The following is a 21,004-nucleotide window of genomic DNA, read 5'->3' on the forward strand; positions in this document are numbered from 1 at the left end:
CGAAATGGGACGGTGCATCCGCCGAATGGTTCGACCGTCACAGCGGCGGTGCCCCCCTTCCCCGCCTCCCTTGAGCGGGCCTTGGAGCGCGCGACCGGTCGCAACGGCAGGCCTTCCAGCCGCGAACCACGAGCCAATCCGCGCAGCCGCGCAAAAAGAGTATATAAACAGAAAGAGATAGCCGGGAGCATGCCATGGACGAGCTGATCTTCCGCCTCGCGGTCGCGCTCGCCATCGGGCTGGTGGTGGGGGTGGAGCGGGGCTGGCGCGAGCGCAGCGAGCCGCCCGGAAGCCGCACCGCCGGCGTGCGCACCTATACCCTGTGCGGCCTGCTCGGCGGGGTCAGCGCGGCCCTCGCCCAGGCGCTTGAGAGCCCGGCGGTCTTCATCGCCTCGAGCCTCGGCTTCGCCGCCGTCTTCGCCGGCTTCAAGTATCGCGAGATGGTGAAGGACGAGGAGTTCGGCATCACCGGCATCATCGCCGCCTTGCTGGTGTTCACCCTTGGCGCACTGGCGGTGGCGGGGGACGCGGCGGCGGCGGGCGCGGCGGCCATCGCCGCCACCGGGCTTCTGGCGGCGCGCGAGGTGCTGCACGGCCTTCTCGCCAAGCTCACCTGGGTGGAACTGCGCTCGGGCCTCATCCTGCTGGGCATGACGGTGATCGTCCTGCCGCTGCTGCCCGATCGCACCCTCGACCCGTTCGACAGCATCAACCTGCGGCAGATCTGGCTGTTCATGGTACTCACGGCCACCATCTCCTTCGCCGGCTATGTGGCGGTCAAGGTGGCCGGGCCGGAAAAGGGCATCCTCATCAGCGCGCTGGCCGGCGCGCTCGTGTCCTCCACCGCCGTCACCATCGCCTTCGCCCGCCGCGCGGCGGCTGGAGAACCGGCGGCACGGCTCGCCGGCGGCGCGGCGCTGGCGGCCATGGTCTCGCTGCTGCGGGTGCTGGCGATCTGCATGGTGGTGGCGCCCAGCCTGCTCACCACCCTGGCCCCGCCGGCGCTGGCGGCGGCCCTGGCCTTTGCCGTGTCGGGCATCCTCATGGTGCGCCATGCCGGGGACGCCGAAGGCGAGGCGACCCTCGGCAACCCGTTCGACCTCGGCCCCCTCGCCGCCTTCGCCGGCATGTTCGGCCTCGTCTCGGCGGTGAGCGGCATCCTGCTGAAATATGTAGGGCCGGGCAGCATTTACCTCGTCAGCGCGGTGGCCGGCGTCATGGATGTGGACGTACCGTCCCTGAACGCGGCGCGGCTCGCGGGCAACGGCCTGTCGCTGGAAGGCGCCGCCCTCGCCATCCTGATCGCGCTGGGCATGAACGCCCTCGGACGGGTGGGGTTTGCCGCGGCCGCAGGCTCTACGGGCTTCACCCTGCGTCTTGGCTCCGCCACGGCCGCCGCAGCGGTGGCGGCATGCGGGGTGTTTCTCATCGCCCAGGGGCTGTGATCCCCGCCGGTCGCTCGACGGGAGGGGCCGCATCTGGCTTGATGCGCGCGTGAACATAGCCTTGCCGAATCGCCTCTTCCTCGACGTCGCCCGCTCCGCCACCGGCCGCACCTGGCGCGAGCGCCTGGACGTGCGCGGCGCCCAGACCGCCCTCGCCATGGCCCAGCGCACCGGCATCAGCGAGCTGCTCGCCCGCGTGCTGGCCGGCCGCGACGTGCCGCTCGATGGGGTGGAGCACTATCTCGATCCCTCCATCCGCACCCTGCTGCCGGACCCCGACACCCTCACCGACATGGGCGCCGCCGTGGAGCGCCTGTCGCGCGCAGTCACCAGGGGCGAACAGGTGGCGGTGTTCGGCGACTATGACGTGGACGGCGCCTGCGCCACCGCCCTCATGGTGGGGGTGCTGCGGGCGGCGGGCCTTGATCCGCTGTTCCACATCCCCGACCGCATCTTCGAGGGCTACGGCCCCAATGTCCCGGCCATCGAGCAATTGGCGGCACGCGGGGTGACCCTGCTGGTGACGGTGGATTGCGGCACCACCTCCATGGAGCCGCTGGCCGCCGCCCGGCAGCTGGGCCTGGATACGGTGGTGATCGACCACCACCAGTCCGGCGAGCGCCTGCCCGAGGCCGCCGCCATCGTGAATCCCAACCGGGAGGATGACCTCTCGGGCCTCGGCCATGTGTGCGCGGCGGGCCTTGCCTTCGTCACCGCGGTCGGACTGGTGCGGGCGCTGCGCCAGAACGGCCATTTCAATGCCGCCCGGCCGGCCCCGGACCTGCTGGACACGCTGGATCTGGTGGCGCTGGCCACGGTGGCGGACGTGGTGCCGCTGAAGGGTCTCAACCGCGCCTTCGTCACCAAGGGCCTCATCGCCATGCGTCGGCGCGGCCGCCTCGGCCTCACGGCGCTGATGGACGTGGCCCGGCTCGACGGACCGCCGCGACCGTTCCATCTGGGCTTCCTCATTGGCCCGCGCATCAATGCCGGCGGGCGCATCGGCGAGGCGACGCTGGGGGCAAAACTGCTCCTCACCCAGGACCCGGCGGAAGCCCGCCAGATCGCCGCCGAGCTGGACCGCCTCAATGGCGAGCGGCAGGAGGTGGAGCGCGCCATCCTCGCCGCCGCCGAGGCGGAGGCCGAGGCCGCGCTGGGGGCCAGCGACGACGGCTCGGTGATCGTGGTGAGCGGGGATGGCTGGCATCCCGGCGTGGTGGGCCTGGTGGCCTCGCGGCTGAAGGAGCGCTTCCAGCGCCCGGCCTTCGCCATCGCCTTCAACGGCGAGACCGGCACCGGCTCCGGCCGCTCGCTGCCCGGCGTCGATATCGGCCGCGCCGTGCGCGCGGCGCTGGAGGCAGGACTGCTGGTGAAGGGCGGCGGCCATGCCATGGCCGCCGGGCTGACGGTGGAGCGCTCGCGCCTCGGCGCCTTGCGCGCCGCGTTCGAGCAGCGCCTCGCCGCCGACGTGGCGCGGGCGCGGGCCGAGGGCACGCTGTCCATCGACGGCGCGCTCACCGCGCGGGGGGCGACGACGGATCTTGTCGAGATGGTCTCCCGCGCCGGCCCGTTCGGCGCCGGCAATCCGGAGCCGGTGTTCGCCTTTCCGGGCCACCGCATCAGCTATGTGGAGAGCTTCGGCGCCGGCCATGTGCGGGCGCGCATCTCATCCCCCGACGGCACCACCCTGAAGGCCACCGCCTTCCGCTGCGCCGAGGAACCCCTGGGCCGCGCCCTGCTTGCGGCGCGCGGGCGGCCCCTGCACGTGGCGGGAAGCCTGGAGCTGGACACCTGGCAGGGCGAGACCCGCGTGGCCCTGCGCATCCGCGACGTGGCCGAGCCGGGCTGAGGCCCCCGCCGGCCGAACGGCGGCCGCTGGGCGGCGGGGTCGACCTCTTCGCTTCGGGAGCAGACGACCGAGCCGGACGCACCGGCTGGGTCCGCCCCTGCCCTCACCGCTCCTCGGACACCCGCAGCGCGGCGCGGCCGGTGATCTTGCGCTTGCGCGGGGCCGGCGCGGTGGACGGATCCTTGGCGGCCTCGTCCTTCGCAGCCGCCTCCTTGCCGGCGGGCGCCTTTTTCGAGGCCGCCTTCTTCGCCGGCTTCTCGGGCGCGGCGGCGGGCGCACGGCTGCCATCGGCGAGGGCAAGCAGCGCCTTGATGCGATCCCCCGGCTGGGCCAGCGCCGGCCCATGGGGATCGGCGCGGGTGAGCAGGGCCTTGGTCTTGGGCGCCGGCACGCCATCCAGCGCCTCGGCGAAGGCCGCCGGACCGAGGAGGGCGCGGATCTGCCGGACCTCCCCAAGGCCGGTGCCTTCGGCGACCAGCTGGGCGCGCACGATCTCGTTCACCGCCTTGCGCGCCACGTTGCCGGCGGCGGAGAACAGGACGGGCGTGCCGCCGATGGCCCCGAGCAGCCGGAAGAAATCAGTTTCCTCACTCATCGAGCCGTCTCCGTGTCTCGGTCACGAGGTCGCGCACCTGACCCAGCGCCCGGTTCCACTTCTGCTCGAAGGTGGGCGCGTAGGGAAAGTTCTCCGGATCCATGGCCCGCTCGATGGACGCCTGGTTGTCCACCTCCAGATCGAACATCTCGAACACCGCGTCCGGCTCGTTCGCTTCGTTGCGCAGGCTGGCGAGGGTCTCGCGATGCTGGATCTTGTTGCCGTTCACCCGGCTCGCCAGCACCACCGGCCGCCGCTTGGGCTGCGGCAGCGCGGAGCGGGTGACGTGGGCATTCTCCCACACCGAGGCGCGGAAGGCATCAAAGCCGAGGGTGGACAGATAATCGGGAATGGTGGGCACCACCACCATGTCGGCAAGGCGGATGGCCACCTCGGTGAAGGCGGAGATGCCGGGGGCGCAATCGAACAGCACATAGTCGTAGCGCGCCCGCAGCAGGACCAGCGCCTCCTCCAGCACCTTCAGCGACTGCCCCTCAAGCGACCGCATGCCGAAATTCTTCTCGGTGAGCCGCAGCACGATCTCCCGCTCCAGCAGGCGCAGGCGGGGGCTGGCCACCACCATGTCGATGGCCAGCGGGACACCCGCCTTCATGACGTGGGAAATGTCCTGCGCGAGATAGTCGGTGATGGGGGTGCGGTCGCCGTAGAGCAGCCGGTCGGCGAGGAAGGACGTCACCGACCGGCGCTGCTCCAGGATGGTCTTCAGCTGCTCGTCCGGGGCGAAGCAATAGGAGGCGTTGGCCTGGGCATCGAGGTCGAGCACCACCACCTTGTGCCCGGCCTCGGCCAGCCCTTCCGCAAGCATGACCACCGTGGTGGTCTTGCCGACGCCCCCCTTCATGTTGGCAATGGCGATCACTCGCCCGTCAGCGTCCGCCATCGGTGCCCGCCCCCGCCCGCTTGTGCGCCGCAACATACCGGGGGAGAGGTGCCCGCTCAATACAACCGGGTCAATAGAGTCCGGTCAGATAGTAGAAGCCGATGACGAAAAATACCGCCGCGGTCTTGATCAGGGTGATGGCGAAGATGTCGCCGTAGGACTGGCGATGCGACAGGCCCGTCACCGCGAGCAGGGTGATGACCGCGCCGTTGTGCGGCAACGTGTCCATGCCGCCGGAGGCCATGGAGGCGACGCGGTGCATCACCTCCAGCGGAATGCCGTGGGCGTTCGCCTGGGCGATGAACTGGTCGGCCATGGCCGCCAGCGCGATGGACAGGCCGCCCGAGGCCGAGCCGGTGACGCCGGCCAGGGTCGTCACGGTGATGGCCTCATTGATGAGCGGGTTGGGGATGGCGCTGAGGGCGGACTTGATGAGGAGGAAGCCGGGCAGCGCCGCGATCACCGCGCCGAAGCCGTATTCCGTCGCCGTGTTCAGGCTGGCGAGCAACGCGCCGGAGACCGCGTCCCGGGAGCCGCCGGAGAATTTGCCGGCGATGGCCTTGAAGCCGAACACCGCCACCGTGAGGATACCCAGCAGCAGCGCCGCCTGGACCGACCAGATGGCGGCCCAGGTGCCGGTGGGCACGCTCACCGCCGCCGCGCCGTCCACCAGGGTGGCGCTCGCGGTGGTGCCGAACCAGCCGGGGATGAGCCTGGCGAAGACGAGGTTGGCGACGCCCACCACCACCAGCGGCAGCAGCGCGAGGAACGGCGAAACCAGCGGCACGCTGGTGTCCACCACCACCTCGTTCATGTGGCCCTCGCCGTAGCCCTCGCCCTTCTTCTGGGCCTGGCGGCGACGGAACTCCAGGTAGCTGATGCCCACCACCACCATGAAGATGGAGCCCACGATGCCGAGGATGGGCGCCGCATAGGCCGTGGTCTTGAAGAAGGTGGTGGGGATGATGTTCTGGATCTGCGGGGTGCCGGGCAGCGTGTCCATGGTGAAGGAGAAGGCGCCGAGCGCCACCACCGCCGGCAGCAGCCGCTTGGGGATGCCCACTTGGCGGAACATCTCGGCGCCGAACGGATAGATGGCGAACACCACCACGAACAGCGAGACGCCGCCATAGGTGAGCAGTGCGCCCACCAGCACGATGGACAGGATGGCCCGCGCCGGCCCCAGCAGCTTCACGATGGAAGAGACGATGGAGCGCGAGAAGCCCGACAGCTCGATGAGCTTGCCGAACACCGCGCCCAGCAGGAACACGGGGAAGTAGAGCTTGATGAAGCCCACCATCTTTTCCATGAACAGGCCGGAAAAGATGACGGGCACCGCTGACGGATCGGTCAGCAGGACGGCGCCGATGGCCGCCACGGGCGCGAACAGGATGACGCTGAAGCCCCGATAGGCCACCAGCATCAGGAAGCCAAGCGCGGCAAGGCAAATGAGGAAGCTCATGGGATGTCCGGGAATCGAGATGGGAAAATAGTAACGGTAGATGGGGAAGCTACTCTGTCCTATAACCCTTGGCGACTAGACTTGAGTTTGTGTCCCCAGCGTCAGCTGTGCCGGCTCGGGAACGCCCGATGAGGGCGAACAAGCTGATCGGAAGGACGTCTGCGGAGGCGGCAGCAGCACGCGGGATTTTTCGCGTCATGCACGCCCGCGATGCACGCCACGCGATGCACGTCACCCGCGTGTGAGCGCCGCCGAATCAGCGGCCCGGATTCCTGCTGCAAGGTGTTCCCGTTGCAAGACCGCCACGCGCATGGACCCTTGCGGCCGGCGCGCGAACGCGCACCATGGACCTGTGGGAAGGGCCATCATCTGCACCGCACAGCTGCACCGCATGCACGCCGGCCATGGGAACGAGCATGGGATCGAGGCGAGCGCCACCAACCCGGACCGCTGCACCCCCGACCACGCTTGCGCCGGCCACGGAAGGGCCATGCGCGCGGCCCCGCGGCCCTAACGCGGTTCCCCACGGCGATCATGTGGACGATCTGGTGGACGGCCACCTGCCCCACCCGCACGCCGACCATTGCGGCGACCACGGCCCCATCGCGGTGGTCCGCGGCTGACGAGCAGACCTCAGGCGGTAGAGATCGGCCGGAGGGTTCCTTGCGAAACGGCTGCGCCCGCCAGGGACGCAGCCGATTTCACATCACGGCATGAGGGCGATCTGGTCGAGCCCCAGGGTCTCGGGGAAACCGAGCACCAGGTTCATGTTCTGCACCGCCTGGCCGGAGGCGCCCTTCACCAGGTTGTCGAGGGTCGAGACGAGGATGGCCCGGTTCGGATTACGGTCGGCGGCGACGCCGAGGAACACCATGTTCGAGCCGCGCACGTGCCGCGACTGGGGCACTTGCCCGAACGGCAGGACATGCACGAAGGCCTCGCCCTTGTAATAGTCGGCGAGGATGGAATGCAGGTCCTCGGCCCGCACGCCCGTGGTGCGCACGAAGATGGTGGCGTAGATGCCCCGGTTCATGGGCGCCAGCACCGGCACGAACATGGGGGCCACGGGACGGCCCGCCGCCTTGGAGAATTCCTGGTCCAGCTCGCCCATGTGCCGGTGGCCGGAGACCGCATAGGCGTGGATGCCCTCCGACACCTCGGAGAACAGCATGGCCTCCTTGGCGGAGCGGCCGGCACCCGACATGCCGGTCTTGGAATCCACCACGATGCTCTCCGGCTCGATGGCGCCGGCTTCCAGCAGCGGCACGATGGGCAGGATGGCGGTGGAGGAATGGCAGCCGGGATTGGCCACGAGTCGGGCCTTGCGGATCTCCTCGCGATAGATCTCCACGAGGCCGAACACCGCCTCCTGCTGCAGTTCCAGCGCCTGGTGGGGGTGGCCGTACCACTGCTCGTAGGCGCCGGGGTCCTTCAGGCGGAAGTCGGCGGACAGGTCCACCACCTTCACGGCGGGCGCGGCGTCGAACACCTTTTTGATCACCAGCTGGGTGGTGGCGTGGGGCAGCGCGCAGAACACGAGGTCGACGCCGGTGAAATCGACCTCGTCGATGGTCACAAGCTTCGGCAGCGCAAACGGCGCGAACTGGGGGAAGACCTCGGCCATGGTCTGGCCGGCCTTGCGGTCGGCGGTGAGCGCCACCAGGTCCACGCGCGGATGGCGCAGCAGCAGGCGCACCAGCTCGGACCCGGTGTAGCCGGAGGCGCCGAGAACTGCGATCCGTGCCTTTGCGTCCGCCATGCTGGCTCTCCATCATCGGCGCGCGGGGGGTTCTGCGCCGGCGCCGGGCGTCGCTGTCTACACCGCTTTTTGCGACGAATGAAGGACACAACGCCCACGGTTCCGGCCAAACCGCCGGCAGGGACGCCGGACGAGCAGCGTGCGCCCCCTCCCCTGCTACGGCGGGCCGGCGGCGCGGGCCGGGCGCAGGCCGAGGGGAAGCAAGACCTCCACCCGCGCGCCATGGGGCTCCACGCGCCCCAGACGGATCTCGCCGCGCATGGCCTCCACCCGGCTGGCGAGGCTGGCGAGGCAGGGCCACGCGCCGCCCGACTGCGACGGGGCCTCGGGAAAGCCGGGCCCGGTATCGCTGATGGTGAGGACCAGATAGCCCTCCCGCGCCTGGGCCTGCACCGCCTGCCCCGTACCGCCGCCGTGGCGGAAGCTGTTGGACAGCGCCTCCTGGACGATGCGGAAGGCGCTCACCTTCACGGATTTGCGCACCTGGGGCGGCAGGATGCCGAGGCGCAGGGCCACCGGCCGGCCGGTGATCTTCTCATGCCCGGCCACGGCGAGCCGGATGACGCCCTCAAGGTCCTCGGCTTCCAGTTCCGGCAGGGCAAGGCCCGTGGTGATGTCACGCAGTTCGTCCACCACCTGCTGCAGGTCGGCGCCCAGGCCCCGCCCGGGCTCAAGGCCCCGCTCCGGCTCAGGGCCCCGCCCCGACTCGCTCTCCCCCAGCCGCAGGGCGAGGATGGCGAGGCGCTGGATCGGCCCGTCATGGATGTCGGAGCCGACCCGCGCCAGGGTCTTCTCGATGGCGACCATGGCATCGTGGCGCGCCTGCTCGGCGAGGCGCGCCAGCACGGCGCTGCGCCGCCCGAGCAGACGCGCACGCTGCGCCTGCCGCACCAGTGCCGCCCGCTGCCGCTCGATGGTCGCCGCCGCGTTGGTGACCAGCAGATAAAGGAGACCGACCATGACCACGGTCGCGGCGCCCACCATGGGCCAGGTCTTCAGGCTTTCAGCGCGCGCCAGGCGATCGATCTCGTCGCTGCGCTGGTCCGCGCCGGCGATGGCAGCCACCGCCCCGGTCGCCGGATCGAGGACCGGGGCATAGACGCGCATGTAAGCACTGCGCTCGGCGTGGAAGGCGGCTCCCCCCGGCCGCACCATGGTCTCGCCGGCAAGCACGCCGGTCCGCACGTCCGGCGGCAGCGCCTCTTCCATGGCCCGCCGGCGCGTGGAGAAAACCTGGACCCCCTGCGGGTTCCAGATCGTGATCGCCGCGAACTCCTTGCCGAGGTTCCCCCCGATCTCCGCGGTCAGCCACCGCGCGGTCTCCCCCGACCTGGGATCGGGATGGGACATGAGTTCGCCCACATGATCGCCCAGCGCGTCGTCGAGGAAGCGTCCGGTGGCGGCGATGGCGCTCTGGCGCCAGTCGGTTTCGATGCGGCCCTGGATCCACGCACCGAGCACCAGCATGGTCGCAGCAAACAGGAGCGAGGCAACCAGCAGGAACTGGGTGCGCAATCCGACCTGCCTCCAAAGACCGACTAAAGTCCCGAGACGCAATACCGACCAAAGTCCGTTCTTTTCCCGCCCAAGAGAACTGGGGATTCCCCGGTAATGGGCGGACCCAGAGTACGAGACCTTCTGGTCTATGTCGTTTTCCACGACGTGTTCACCATCACCACGACTGATGCAATCAGGGTAGCGGCAATTTCGCCTTGGGCCAAAGAAATAGTGGCCGCCGCGAAACGTCCCCGCACTGCTGAAAGTCTTGAGCCCTGCCGGGAAGGATTTCCGCGTGCGGGGGCCGCCACCGACGGAGGGCGTCATGGTCCAGCTGGTCCGCAATGATCTCGAATTCGTCCTGCAGCAGATCAAGATTTCGGAGGCCCATGCGGCGGGTATCCCGCTGACGGAAATCCGGCTCGACGCCAACGGCGTCGTGATCGCCGATCCCGCCTGGTACCTTTCGCCCGCGTTCGACCCGAACGCGCCGCGCGCCATTCCCGATCCCAAGACGCCCTTCGGCCTGCGCACGGTGGACGGAACCTACAACAACATCGTCGATGGCCGAGAAACCTGGGGCGCGGCGGACCAGCCCATGCCGCGCATGCTCGACCCCAATTTCATCAACGACGCCGACGGCGACCAGATGGACCTCGGACCGGGCGGCATCGTCACCAACACCGATTATGGCGCCTCCGGAAACGTGGCGGACGCCGACCCGCGGCTCATCTCGAACCTCGTGGCCGACATGAGCTTCAACAATCCCGCCGCCATCGTCGCCGCGCTCACCTTCGCCGGCTCCACCACCATCTACGGTGCCGGCGGCGACCTCGAACAGGTGCGCGACGGCCATGCCGCGCTCATGGCGGTGCTCTCCGATCCCGGCGCGGACCAGGCGGCGAAGGACGCTGCGCAGGCGACCTTCGACGCGCTGCTGGGTGCCAAGGGCCTTGAGCAGGAGAACGGCTCGCTCGTCATCCCGAACGTGGCACCGGACGAAGGCCTGTCGGCGCCCTTCAGCGGCTGGATGACCTTCTTCGGCCAGTTCTTCGACCACGGCCTCGACCTAATCTCCAAGGGCGGCAACGGCACCATCTTCGTGCCGCTGGCCGCCGACGACCCGCTCGTCACCCACGGGCCGGACGGCATCCCCGGCTCGGGCGACGAGGTCTCGCCGCAGAACGCCTTCATGGTGCTCACGCGCTCCACCCCGGTCGCGGGGCCGGGCGCGGACGGCGTCATGGGCACCGCCGACGACACCACCCATGAGGCGGTGAATACCACCACGCCCTTCGTGGACCAGAACCAGACCTACACCTCCCACCCCTCCCACCAGGTGTTCCTGCGCGAATATGCGACCGGGACCGACGGCAAGACGGTCGCAACCGGCCGGCTGCTCGACGGCGCCGATGGTGGCCTGCCCGCCTGGGGCGATGTGAAGGCACAGGCGCGGGAGATGCTGGGCATCGAACTCACCGACGGCGACGTGGTGAACCTGCCCCTGCTGCGCACCGACGCCTATGGCCGCTTCATCCCCAACGCGGACGGCTACGCGCAGGTCATCGTCGGCGTCGGCGTCGATGGCATTCCCAATACGGCGGACGATTTGGTCGTGTCGGGCACGGCCGACAATCCGGTGAACACCTTCACGGCGGCCGCCATCCGCACCGGCCATGCCTTCCTCGACGACATCGCCCACGCGGCCAGCCCCATCAACAGCCAGACCGGGGCGCTGAAGACCGAGGACGCGGACGGGGTCGTCAACGGCGACCTGGACGGCAACGGCGTCATCGACGGGGCCGAAGTGGCGCTCCAGCCCGGCGCCTATGACGGCGAACTGCTGAACCTCCACTACATCACCGGCGACGGGCGCGGGAACGAGAATATCGGCCTCACCGCCGTCCACCACGTCTTCCATTCCGAGCACAACCGGCAGGTGGACGCGCAGAAGCTCACCATCCTTGCCACCGGCGACACCGCCTTCATCAATGAATGGCTTTCCGGCTCCTTCTCCGGGCTGCCGGAGGGCTTCGCCGAGATGACGAAGCTGGAGCAGCTCGACTATGCCAACACGTTGAGCTGGGACGGCGAGCGCCTGTTCCAGGCCGCCCGCTTCGCCACCGAGATGCAGTACCAGCACCTGGTGTTTGAAGAATTCGCGCGGAAGATCCAGCCGGCCATCGACCCGTTCGTCTTCAACAGCGTCACCGACATCAATCCCGCCATCTTCGCGGAGTTCGCGCACACGGTCTATCGCTTCGGCCATTCGATGCTCACCGAGAACATCGCGATGGTGGACGGCAACGGACAGGTGACGGAGATGGGCCTCATCGAGGCCTTCCTGAACCCCACCGCCTTCGCCGGGCTCGGCACCGCGGACGAGGCAACCGCCGCCCTCATCCATGGCATGTCCATGCAGCAGGGCAACGAAATCGACGAGTTCGTCACCGGCGCCCTGCGCAACAACCTGCTCGGCCTGCCGCTGGATCTTGCCGCCATCAACATAGCCCGTGGCCGCGACACCGGCGTTCCCACATTGAACGACGCGCGGGCGCAGCTCTATGCCGCCACCGGATCGAGCTTCCTCACGCCCTACGAGAACTGGGTGGAGTTCGCGGCGAACCTGAAGAACCCGCTGTCGGTGGTGAACTTCATCGCCGCCTACGGCACCCACGCCAGCATCACCGCCGCCACCACCTCCGAGGACAAGCGCGCGGCGGCGTGGGACCTCGTGTTCGGCGTCGCCGGGGAAACGGTCGAACAAAAGGCCGAGCGCCTCGCCTGGCTCAACGGGCCGGCCGCGGAAACCGGCGTGAACGCCATCGACCTGTGGATCGGCGGCCTGGCGGAAAAGGAGATGCCGTTCGGCGGCATGCTCGGCTCCACCTTCAACGCCGTGTTCGAGGCGCAGCTGGAAAACCTGCAGGACGGCGACCGCTTCTACTACCTCACCCGCACCCAGGGCCTGAACTTCCTCAACGCCCTGGAGCAGAACTCCTTCTCCAAGATGATCCTGGCCAACACCGATCTTGCCGATCCCGGCCCGGACGGCATCCGCGGCACGCCGGACGACATCGTGGCGCGGCATCTGGGCGTCGACGTCTTCGCCCGCTACAACCACTACCTGGAGGTCAACGCCGCCATGCAGCTTGAGCCCGACCCCACCGGCAACGATCCGGTGCTGGAGGGCATGGGCCTTGGCAAGGTGCAGCGCGACAACCCGGCCACCCCCGGTCTCGACACCAACTACCTGCGCTATACCGGCGGCGAACACGTCAATTTCGGCGGCACCAACGGCGATGACATCATCATCGCCGACTTCGGCGACGATTCCATCTGGGGCGACGCCGGCAACGACCGCATCGAGTCGGGCGCGGGCGTGGATCTCGTCAATGGCGGCGCCGGCGACGACATCCTCACCGATTCCGGCGACACCGGCGACTTCCTGAAGGGCGAGGCCGGCGACGACGTGATCGCCAATTCCAACGGCCTCGACATCCTCATGGGCGGCACCGGCAAGGATGCCATCTTCGTCGGCGTGGACGACACCGAAGTCTTCGGCGGCGAAGGCGACGACTTCATCCTAGGCGGCGCGGGCGTCGACCTCCTGATGGGCAATGAAGGCGACGACTGGATCGAGGCCCGCGCCGGCTTCGACACCACCGCCGGCGACAATTCCCAGCTGTTCTTCAACTCGAACATCCTTGGCCACGACGTGATGTTCGCCGGCTCCGACGAGCATGATTTCGACGCCGAATCCGGCGACGACATCATGGTCCAGGGCGAGAGCGTCATGCGCAACGAGGGCATGTTCGGCTTCGACTGGGCCAGCTTCCAGGGTGCGAACATCAACGGCTATGCCGACATGCGCATCCAGATCTTCACCACCGAGCAGCAGGACATCCTGCGCAATCGCTTCGACAAGGTAGAGGCGCTGTCCGGCTGGCAGAACGACGACACCCTCATCGGCGACGACCGCACCGCGACGGCGCCGGAGCCGGTGCCCGGCCCACCCGTGACCGCGGTCAACGAGGGCGTCTTCTTCAACGACGAGCTGACCCAGGCCGGCGTCAACCGCATCGACGGCCTGCGCCAGTTGCTTGGCCCGCTGGTGGCGGCAGCGCCCGTGGGCGCGAGCGCAGCCGAGCTGGAAGCCATCATCGCCTTCACCGGCGGCAACATCCTGCTCGGCGGCGGCGGCTCGGATCTGCTGGAAGGCAATGGCGGCAACGACGTGCTGGACGGCGACGCCTGGCTCAACGTGCGCATCCGCATCACCGCGCCGGGGGCCGCCAACACCGCCGCCAACGAGGTGGCCACCATCGACAGCCTCTCCCACGTCTTCCCGGCGGATTTCGCCAACGCGGACTGGGCCGGGAAATCGGTGTTCGAGCTGATGGTGGATCGCCAGATCACGCCCTCCCAGCTCCATATCGTGCGCGAGGTGCTCACCGATACCGCCCCCGGCGCCACCGATACCGCGGTCTTCTGGGACCTCCAGGAGAATTACACCCTGACGCCCAATGACGACGGCACGGTCACGGTCACCCATGTCACGGTCACCCCCGGGGTCATCGACCCGAGGACCGGCCGCGCCCGCGTCTCCGACGACACCGACCGGCTGAGCAACATCGAGCTGATCCAGTTCGCCGACGGCCTTGTGACGGTCGCGGACCTCTTCCCCGATCCCAACAGCCCGGCGACCGGCGCGCCTGCGATCAACGATCTCACCCCCACCGAGGGGCAGGCGCTGACCGTGAACGTGGCCGGCATCGCCGATGCCAACGGCCTCGGGCCGCTTGCCTACCAGTGGCAGGTCTCCACCGACGCCGGCGCCACCTGGACCAACATCGCCGCCGCCCAGGGCGGCACGGCATCGACCTTCACGCCGGCCCAGGCCCAGGTGGGCGCGCTGCTGCGCGTCGCCGTCTCCTTCACCGACGGCGACGGCTACGCCGAGAGCGTCACCTCCGTGCCCACCGGCGTGGTGGGCGACCTGTTCGTTGGCGCGAACGCCACCAACAACACCTTCAACGGTACCGCAGGCGACGACATCGCCACCGGCGGCAATCCGGGTGGCTTCCTCGGCCTCGTCGGGGGCAACGACACGCTGAACGGCGCCGCCGGCAACGATGTGCTGGACGGCCTCGGCGGCAGCGATACCCTCAATGGCGGCGCCGGCAACGATACGCTGCGGGGCGGCGACGGTGCGCTGGACACCGCCGTCTATTCCGGCGGGCCCGGCAACTTCAACTTCGCCCAGTCGGGCACCGACCTCGTGGTCACCGACCTCACGGGCGCGGAAGGCACGGACACCGTCAACGGCGTGGAGCGGATGCGCTTTGCCGGAACGGACTACACCGTGGTCACCAGCGCCACCAACACCCTCAACGGCGGCACCGGCATCCTGCAGGGCAACCGCGCCGACATCCTGCTCGGCTTCGCCGGCGCCGACACCATGAACGGCAATGGCGGCAGCGACATCCTGTTGGGCGGCGCCGGCAACGACACGGCCAACGCCGGCGCCGGCACCGACACCATCCTGTGGCGGGTGGGCGACGGCCGCGATCTGATGGATGGCGGCACCGGCACCGACACCGTCCATGTGGCCGGCGACAGCACGGCGGAGACGTTCCACATCTGGACGGTGGCGCAGGCCACGGCCGCCGGCATCACCGGGCTCGCCGGCACCACCGAGATCGTCATCACCCGCAACGGCACCAACAACGCCGCCGTCATCGCCGAGCTGGACAATATCGAGGAAATCATCATCAACGGCCTCGGCGGCGGCGACACCTTCGTGCCCCACGGCGATTTCGGCACCACCTCGCTCTCCACCAGCACCATCACGCTGGAGGGCGGCGCGGGCGATGACACCGTGGACATCAGCGCCCTCACCTCGGCGCACCGGGTGGTGTTCCGCTCCAACGGCGGCAATGACACGGTCATCGGCACGGCACGGCCGCAGGATGTGTTCGACGGAGCGTCCATCAGCTTCACCGGCGCCGCCGGAACCGACCCGGGTGGTGGCGGCTCCGGCGGCAGCGAAGACGACGGCCCCACCGGCGCCTTCGCCCTCACCCCGCGCGACATCGAGGGGCTGAAGAAGCTCATCTCCGGCGTCCTGCCCTTCCCGGATGACGACGACGCCGAGCACGCGCTTGGCCCGCGCGCCATCTCCGGCGCCGGCAACAATGTGGACAACCCGGACTACGGCAAGTCGGACACCCTGTTCCTGCGCCTCACCCAGGCGCGCTACGGGGACGAGGACCCCGCGACCGGCAACCGCGCCCTCAACCCGATCTACGACGGGCTGGACCCGCGGACCATCTCCAACCTCATCGGCACCCAGGAAGCGGGCCTGCCGACCAATGCCGAGGGCGCCAACATCTTCTTCATGGCGTTCGGCCAGTATTTCGACCACGGCCTCGACTTCATCGCCAAGAGCGCGGCCAACGGGAAGATCGAGATCGGCGGGGCCGGCACCGGGGCGCCGGGCTCAGGCAATCCGGCCGACCTCACCCGTGCCGAAGTGGTGGGCTTCGACGCCGACGGCACGCCGCAGCACATCAACAAGACCACCGCCTTCGTGGACCAGAACCAGGCCTATGGCTCCCACGGGCTCGTCGGCCAGTTCCTGCGGCAGGGCGATGGCGAGGGCGGGCTCTCGTCCTACCTGCTGAAGGGCGCGCCGGACCCGTCCAGCCCGACCTTCGCCCTGCTGCCGACCCTGCGGGAAGCGCTCCAGCACCATTGGGACAACAACACGGTCTTCACCGACCCGTCCCTTCCCGGCGGCTCGGTCGCCTTCCGCGACTACGTCACCGATCTCGAGGTCTCGCCCGGGGTCACGGCCGACCTCTTCAACCCCGACGGCAGCTTCAACTCAGGAGTGGTGGCGAAGCTCGCCGGCGACTTCATGGGTTCGGGCCAGGCCCTGCTGCTGGACGTGAATCCGTTCATGAACCTGCTCGACAACTACGTGGCGGGCGACGGACGGACCAACGAGAACTTCGCGCTCACCTCGGTGCACACCATCTGGGCGCGGAACCACAACTTCCATGTGGACCAGCTCAAGGCCGCCGGGTTCGACGGCACCGACCAGGAGCTGTTCGACGCCGCCAAGGTGCTCAACGAGGCCGAATACCAGCGCGTGGTCTTCACCGAGTTCGCCGACAAGCTGCTCGGCGGCATGCGCGGCGACGGCGACCACGGCAATGGCGGCTACAATCCGGACGCCGACCCCGGCATCTCCCACGAGTTCGCCGCGGCCGCCTACCGCTTCGGCCATTCGCTGATCGGCCAGACCCTGACCGTGCTCGACGCCAACGGCCAGCCGAAGCAGGTGGCGCTGTTCGACGCCTTCCTCAACCCCACCAACGACGCGGAGGCGTTCACCACCGATCCCACCGCCTATTACACGCCGCAGCCCGGCTACGAGCAGTTGGGCGTCAACGCCATCCTCGGCGGCATCGTCAGCCAGCCGGCGGAGGCGGTGGACTTCAACATCGTGGACGCCGTGCGCAACGACCTGGTGCGGCTCAACGCCGACCTGTTCTCCTTCAACCTTGCCCGTGGCCGCGATGTGGGCCTCGGCACGCTGAACCAAGTCCGCATGGACCTCGCCGCCTCCGACGACCCCTATGTGCAGGAGGCGGTGGGCTTCGCCGGTGCCATGACGGCCTATGCCTCCTGGGAGGATTTCCAGCAGCGCAACGGCCTCTCCGACACGGTGATCGCCCAGTTCAAGGCCGCCTATCCCGACCTTGTGCTGGATACGCCGGAGGACATCGCCGCCTTCGTCGCCGTCAATCCGGACATCGCGCTCCTCGACGGCGACAACGGGGCGAAGATCGTCAAGGGCATCGACCGGGTCGACCTGTGGGTGGGCGGCCTCGCCGAAACCCACGTGAACGGCGGCATGGTGGGCCAGACCTTCTGGACCATCCTGCATGAGCAGTTCGACCGTCTCCAGGAAGCCGACCGCTTCTACTACAAGGACCGCGTCGAAGCCTTCGACTTCTATGAAGACTTCATCGACGGGCAGGAGTTCTCGGACATCATCCTGCGCAATACCGGCCTTGAGGGCCTCGCCGAAAGCGTCTTCGACACCGAAATACCCGATGACGCGGACGAGGACGACGAGGTGACCGAAAACGATGGGGAGGACGACGAGGCAAACCCGGACGACACCGCCGGAAACGACGATGACGAGGATGAGGACGACGAAGACGACGTCGCCGAGAACGACGACGATGACGAGGAAGCGGAAGAGGAGGATGACGAGGAGGAGGACGGGGACGACGAGGTGACCGAAAACGACGATGACGACGAAGACGAAGACGACGAAGACGAAGACGACGTCGCCGAAAACGACGACGACGACCACGCTCCCACCACCCCGGCGCCGTCCACGCCCCAGACTCCGGCCGCCGCCATCGCGGCTTTCCTGGAGCAGTTCTTCGGCGGGCGCGGCGGCGATGCCCTCGGTGGGCTGGTGGAGAAGCTCACGGCCTTCCTCGACCGCTTCGGCGACGATCGCAGGCCGGCCAATGCGGACGACGAAGCCCAGGGCACGACGCAGGTCGCCGGCACGAGCGAAGCCGACGACAGCAGCGACGAACCCGCCGCCGGCCGGCTCGATGGGGATTGGCACCACCGCGGGCGGTTCGACCGGAGGGACGACACCCGGGACCATGACGATGACGGCCTCGCCGCCCTCGCCGCCGCTCCTGCGCCGGACGCCTCCCACGGCCCGCGCCCCGGTCCGGCACACCTCACGCTGGACCAGTCCGATGCCACCGCCGACCTCACGGTCGCCCTCGATCAAAAGGGCGATGGCGGCCACGGCCACCATGCCCATGGACGCGGCGGCTGGGGCGGCTGGGGCGACCGGGACGGCCGGGACGGCCAGAACGTGGTCACCGGATCCGGCGACGACACCATCGTCGCGGGTCGCCGCGCCAACGCGATGGACGGTGGCGAGGGCGACGATGTCTTCGTCTTCCGCTCGGTGCGGGCGGCGGATGGCGACACGATCCTGGGCTTCGAGCCCGGCGACCGCATCGACCTCTCCGCCATCGACGCGGACCGGGGCATGGCCGGGGAACAGGCCTTCACGCTGGTCAATGGCCCGCTCAGCGGACCAGCCCAGGTCGCCGTCACGGTGGAGACCGGCGCGGCGGGCGAGGTCACCGTCATCGAGGGGTCGGTGGACAACGACGCCACCGCCGACTTCCGCATCGAGATCGCGGGGCGGCACGACGTGAAGCCGGAACACCTCGTGCTGTGATCTCCTGGAGCACGCGCCGATCAGCTTGCATGGCAAGCTGATCGGGCAGCGCGGTCTCTTTCCCGGATCTGCCCGGATCGATCCCAGCAGATCCGGCTCCAGGGCGGGGGCGCCCCAGCCCCCGCCTTTCCCCGAGTCTCCTCAAAGTGGTTCATCAGGGCGGCCCACCATGGCGACCTCTTCCAGCGCATCCGCCAGATCCCGCACAGCCCGTGAGCGCGACCTGAAGAAGCTCACGGCCGGCTTCCGCAGCATGGCGGTATTCCTGTTCATCGTCTCCGGCGTCATCAACATCCTGGCGCTCACCGGCTCGTTCTACATGATGCAGGTGTACGACCGGGCGCTCACCTCCGGCAGCATCCCGACCCTCATCGCGCTGTCGGTGCTGGCGCTCGGGCTCTATGTGTTCCAGGGGGCGTTCGACCTCATCCGCTCGCAGGTGCTGGTGCGGGTGGGGGCGCGCTTCGACCGGTCGGTGGCGCCCATCGCCCACAAGGTGGTGGTGGACATGCCGCGCCTCGGCTTCTCCACCACCGAGGCCATCGAGCGCGGGCGCGACGTGGACACGGTGCGCAACTTCCTTGGCAGCACCGGCCCCGGCGCCCTGTTCGACCTGCCCTGGGTGCCGATCTACGTGGCCTTCGTCTACATCCTGCATCCCTGGCTCGGGGCGCTGGTGCTCGGCGGCGCCGTGGTGCTCACCGTGCTGGCGCTGGCGAGCGAACTGGTGTCGCGCCGGCTCGCGGTGGAGACTCGCAAGGCGGCGCTGGTGCGCAACACCATCGCCGATTCCAACGCCCGCAATGCCGAGGTGCTCAAGGCCATGGGCTTTGCCGGCGATGCCGTCGAGCGCTTCCGCATCGCCAATGTGGAGCACCTCACCCTGCAGACGCGGTCCAACGACATCACCGGCGCGTTCGGCGCCATGTCGCGGGTGCTGCGCATGGTGCTGCAATCGGCCACCCTCGGCCTCGGCGCCTATCTCACCATCCATGGCGACATGTCGGCGGGCGGCATCATCGCCGCCTCCGTGGCCGGCGGCCGGGCTTTGGCGCCGGTGGACCTCGCCATCGGCAACTGGCGCGGCTTCGTGGGCGCGCGGCAGGCCTTCGGGCGCCTCAAGGAGACCATCGTCGCCCTCGGCAAGCTGCCGGAGCGGATCGAACTGCCCACCCCGCGCGCCTCCCTGAAGGTGGAGAAGATCACGGTGGCGGCGCCGGGCAACGGCCAGGTGCTGCTCAGCGAGGTCGCCTTCGAGATCAGGGCCGGGCAGGCGGCCGGCATCATCGGGCCGAGCGCGGGGGGCAAGACCACGCTGGTGCGTGCCCTCACCGGCATCTGGCCCTGCCTGCGCGGCGCCGTGCGCCTCGACGATGCGGAGATCGGCCAGTGGACCGAAGAGGCCATCGGCCGGCATCTGGGCTACCTGCCGCAGAATGTGTGCCTGCTGGACGCCACCGTGGCGCAGAACATCTCGCGCCTCGCCAGCGTCCGCGACGACGCGGCGGTGGTGGAGGCGGCGAAGGCCGCAGGGGTGCACGAGATGATCCTGCGCCTGCCCGAGGGCTACCAGACCCCCCTCGGCTCGGAGGGGGCGGCGCTCTCGGCGGGCCAGCGCCAGCGCATCGGCCTTGCCCGCGCGCTCTACGGCAACCCCTTCCTGGTGGTGCTGGACGAGCCCAACGCCAATCTCGATTCCGACGGCGAGATGGCGCTGAGGGATGCCATCACCGCGATCCGCGCGCGCGGCGGCATCTGCGTGGTGGTGGCCCACCGGCCGAGCGCGCTGGCCGCGGTGGATCTCGTCGGACTGGTTCAGAACGGACGCCTCGCGGCCTTCGGTCCGAAGGAAGAGGTGTTGCGGCTGGAGGCGGTGGACGGCAGGCAGGCCGACAAGTCCCGCGTCGCCCCCGCCCAAACCACCGCCCAGACGCCGTTTCAGGCCGTGGGCGCATGACATCGGGCGCATGACATCGAGCGCATGAAACAGGGCGCGTGAATTGGGGAGCGTGACATGATCATCGTGAAGGGAACCCGCGCCGGCGGCGCGCAACGCGCACCCGCCGAGATCTACCGGACCCACGACGAGAAGCCGGGCGGGCGCATCGCCGCCCTGGTCAGCGCCAGCCTTGCCGGCGCGCTCGCCTTTCTCGCCGCCGGCACCACCGGCGCCGAGGCCAAGCCCGAGCCCCCGCCCGGGC

The 21,004-nt window shown here is 69.2% G+C and carries 10 protein-coding genes; 5 read left to right on the top strand and 5 right to left on the bottom strand.

Going from position 1 to position 21,004, the window contains the following annotated elements; all coding sequences use genetic code 11:
* The first annotated feature begins 194 nt into the window (after positions 1-194).
* The gene (locus tag K9U41_RS08910) at positions 195-1,445 is read left to right on the top strand and encodes an MgtC/SapB family protein (protein WP_282640490.1); all 1,251 of its coding nucleotides are present in this window, start codon (positions 195-197) and stop codon (positions 1,443-1,445) included.
* 61 nt (positions 1,446-1,506) lie between these two features.
* Entirely contained in the window at positions 1,507-3,294 is a 1,788-nt protein-coding gene (gene recJ, locus K9U41_RS08915; RefSeq protein WP_282640491.1) for a single-stranded-DNA-specific exonuclease RecJ, read from the top strand.
* Positions 3,295-3,397: 103 nt separating this feature from the next.
* On the opposite strand, the gene K9U41_RS08920 is transcribed toward recJ, so the two are convergent.
* The 5 genes from K9U41_RS08920 to K9U41_RS08940 all read right to left on the bottom strand — a co-directional run bounded on the left by K9U41_RS08920 (position 3,398) and on the right by K9U41_RS08940 (position 9,526).
* The gene (locus tag K9U41_RS08920; protein ID WP_282640492.1) at positions 3,398-3,889 is read right to left on the bottom strand and encodes a hypothetical protein; all 492 of its coding nucleotides are present in this window, start codon (positions 3,887-3,889) and stop codon (positions 3,398-3,400) included.
* Positions 3,882-4,790 (bottom strand): ParA family protein, encoded by a 909-nt coding sequence (locus K9U41_RS08925; RefSeq protein WP_282640493.1) that lies wholly within the window; start codon positions 4,788-4,790, stop codon positions 3,882-3,884. The genes K9U41_RS08920 and K9U41_RS08925 overlap by 8 nt, the downstream gene beginning before the upstream one ends.
* Before the next feature lie 70 nt (positions 4,791-4,860).
* Positions 4,861-6,252 carry a GntP family permease gene (locus K9U41_RS08930; RefSeq protein WP_282640494.1) on the bottom strand — a complete coding sequence of 464 codons (1,392 nt, stop codon included), beginning with the start codon at positions 6,250-6,252 and terminating at the stop codon, positions 4,861-4,863.
* 706 nt (positions 6,253-6,958) lie between these two features.
* Positions 6,959-8,011 (bottom strand): N-acetyl-gamma-glutamyl-phosphate reductase, encoded by a 1,053-nt coding sequence (argC, locus tag K9U41_RS08935; protein WP_282640495.1) that lies wholly within the window; start codon positions 8,009-8,011, stop codon positions 6,959-6,961.
* 156 nt (positions 8,012-8,167) lie between these two features.
* On the bottom strand, positions 8,168-9,526 hold the full coding sequence (locus tag K9U41_RS08940) for a sensor histidine kinase (RefSeq protein ID WP_282640496.1): 1,359 nt from the start codon (positions 9,524-9,526) through the stop codon (positions 8,168-8,170).
* 307 nt (positions 9,527-9,833) lie between these two features.
* On the opposite strand from K9U41_RS08940, the gene K9U41_RS08945 reads away from it, so the two are divergent.
* From K9U41_RS08945 to K9U41_RS08955, 3 genes are all read left to right on the top strand, one after another.
* A complete protein-coding gene (locus tag K9U41_RS08945; RefSeq protein WP_282640497.1) occupies positions 9,834-18,803 on the top strand; it encodes a peroxidase family protein in 8,970 nt (2,989 codons plus the stop codon).
* A 169-nt stretch (positions 18,804-18,972) separates the two neighbouring features.
* Positions 18,973-20,760 (top strand): type I secretion system permease/ATPase, encoded by a 1,788-nt coding sequence (locus K9U41_RS08950; RefSeq protein ID WP_282640498.1) that lies wholly within the window; start codon positions 18,973-18,975, stop codon positions 20,758-20,760.
* Between the two features lie 57 nt (positions 20,761-20,817).
* Positions 20,818-21,004: hypothetical protein (locus tag K9U41_RS08955; protein ID WP_282640499.1), on the top strand; the 187-nt coding region annotated here is incomplete at its 3' end.

This window comes from Xanthobacter autotrophicus (assembly GCF_029991245.1).
GTDB lineage: Bacteria > Pseudomonadota > Alphaproteobacteria > Rhizobiales > Xanthobacteraceae > Xanthobacter > Xanthobacter autotrophicus_C.

What these genes read in the sequence shown, in the direction of transcription:
- K9U41_RS08945 (WP_282640497.1), top strand. Translation starts at nt 9,834, where the DNA reads ATGGTCCAGCTGGTCCGCAATGATCTCGAATTCGTCCTGCAGCAGATC.
- K9U41_RS08920 (WP_282640492.1), bottom strand. Translation starts at nt 3,889, where the DNA reads ATGAGTGAGGAAACTGATTTCTTCCGGCTGCTCGGGGCCATCGGCGGC.
- argC (WP_282640495.1), bottom strand. Translation starts at nt 8,011, where the DNA reads ATGGCGGACGCAAAGGCACGGATCGCAGTTCTCGGCGCCTCCGGCTAC.
- K9U41_RS08925 (WP_282640493.1), bottom strand. Translation starts at nt 4,790, where the DNA reads ATGGCGGACGCTGACGGGCGAGTGATCGCCATTGCCAACATGAAGGGG.
- K9U41_RS08930 (WP_282640494.1), bottom strand. Translation starts at nt 6,252, where the DNA reads ATGAGCTTCCTCATTTGCCTTGCCGCGCTTGGCTTCCTGATGCTGGTG.
- K9U41_RS08910 (WP_282640490.1), top strand. Translation starts at nt 195, where the DNA reads ATGGACGAGCTGATCTTCCGCCTCGCGGTCGCGCTCGCCATCGGGCTG.
- K9U41_RS08950 (WP_282640498.1), top strand. Translation starts at nt 18,973, where the DNA reads ATGGCGACCTCTTCCAGCGCATCCGCCAGATCCCGCACAGCCCGTGAG.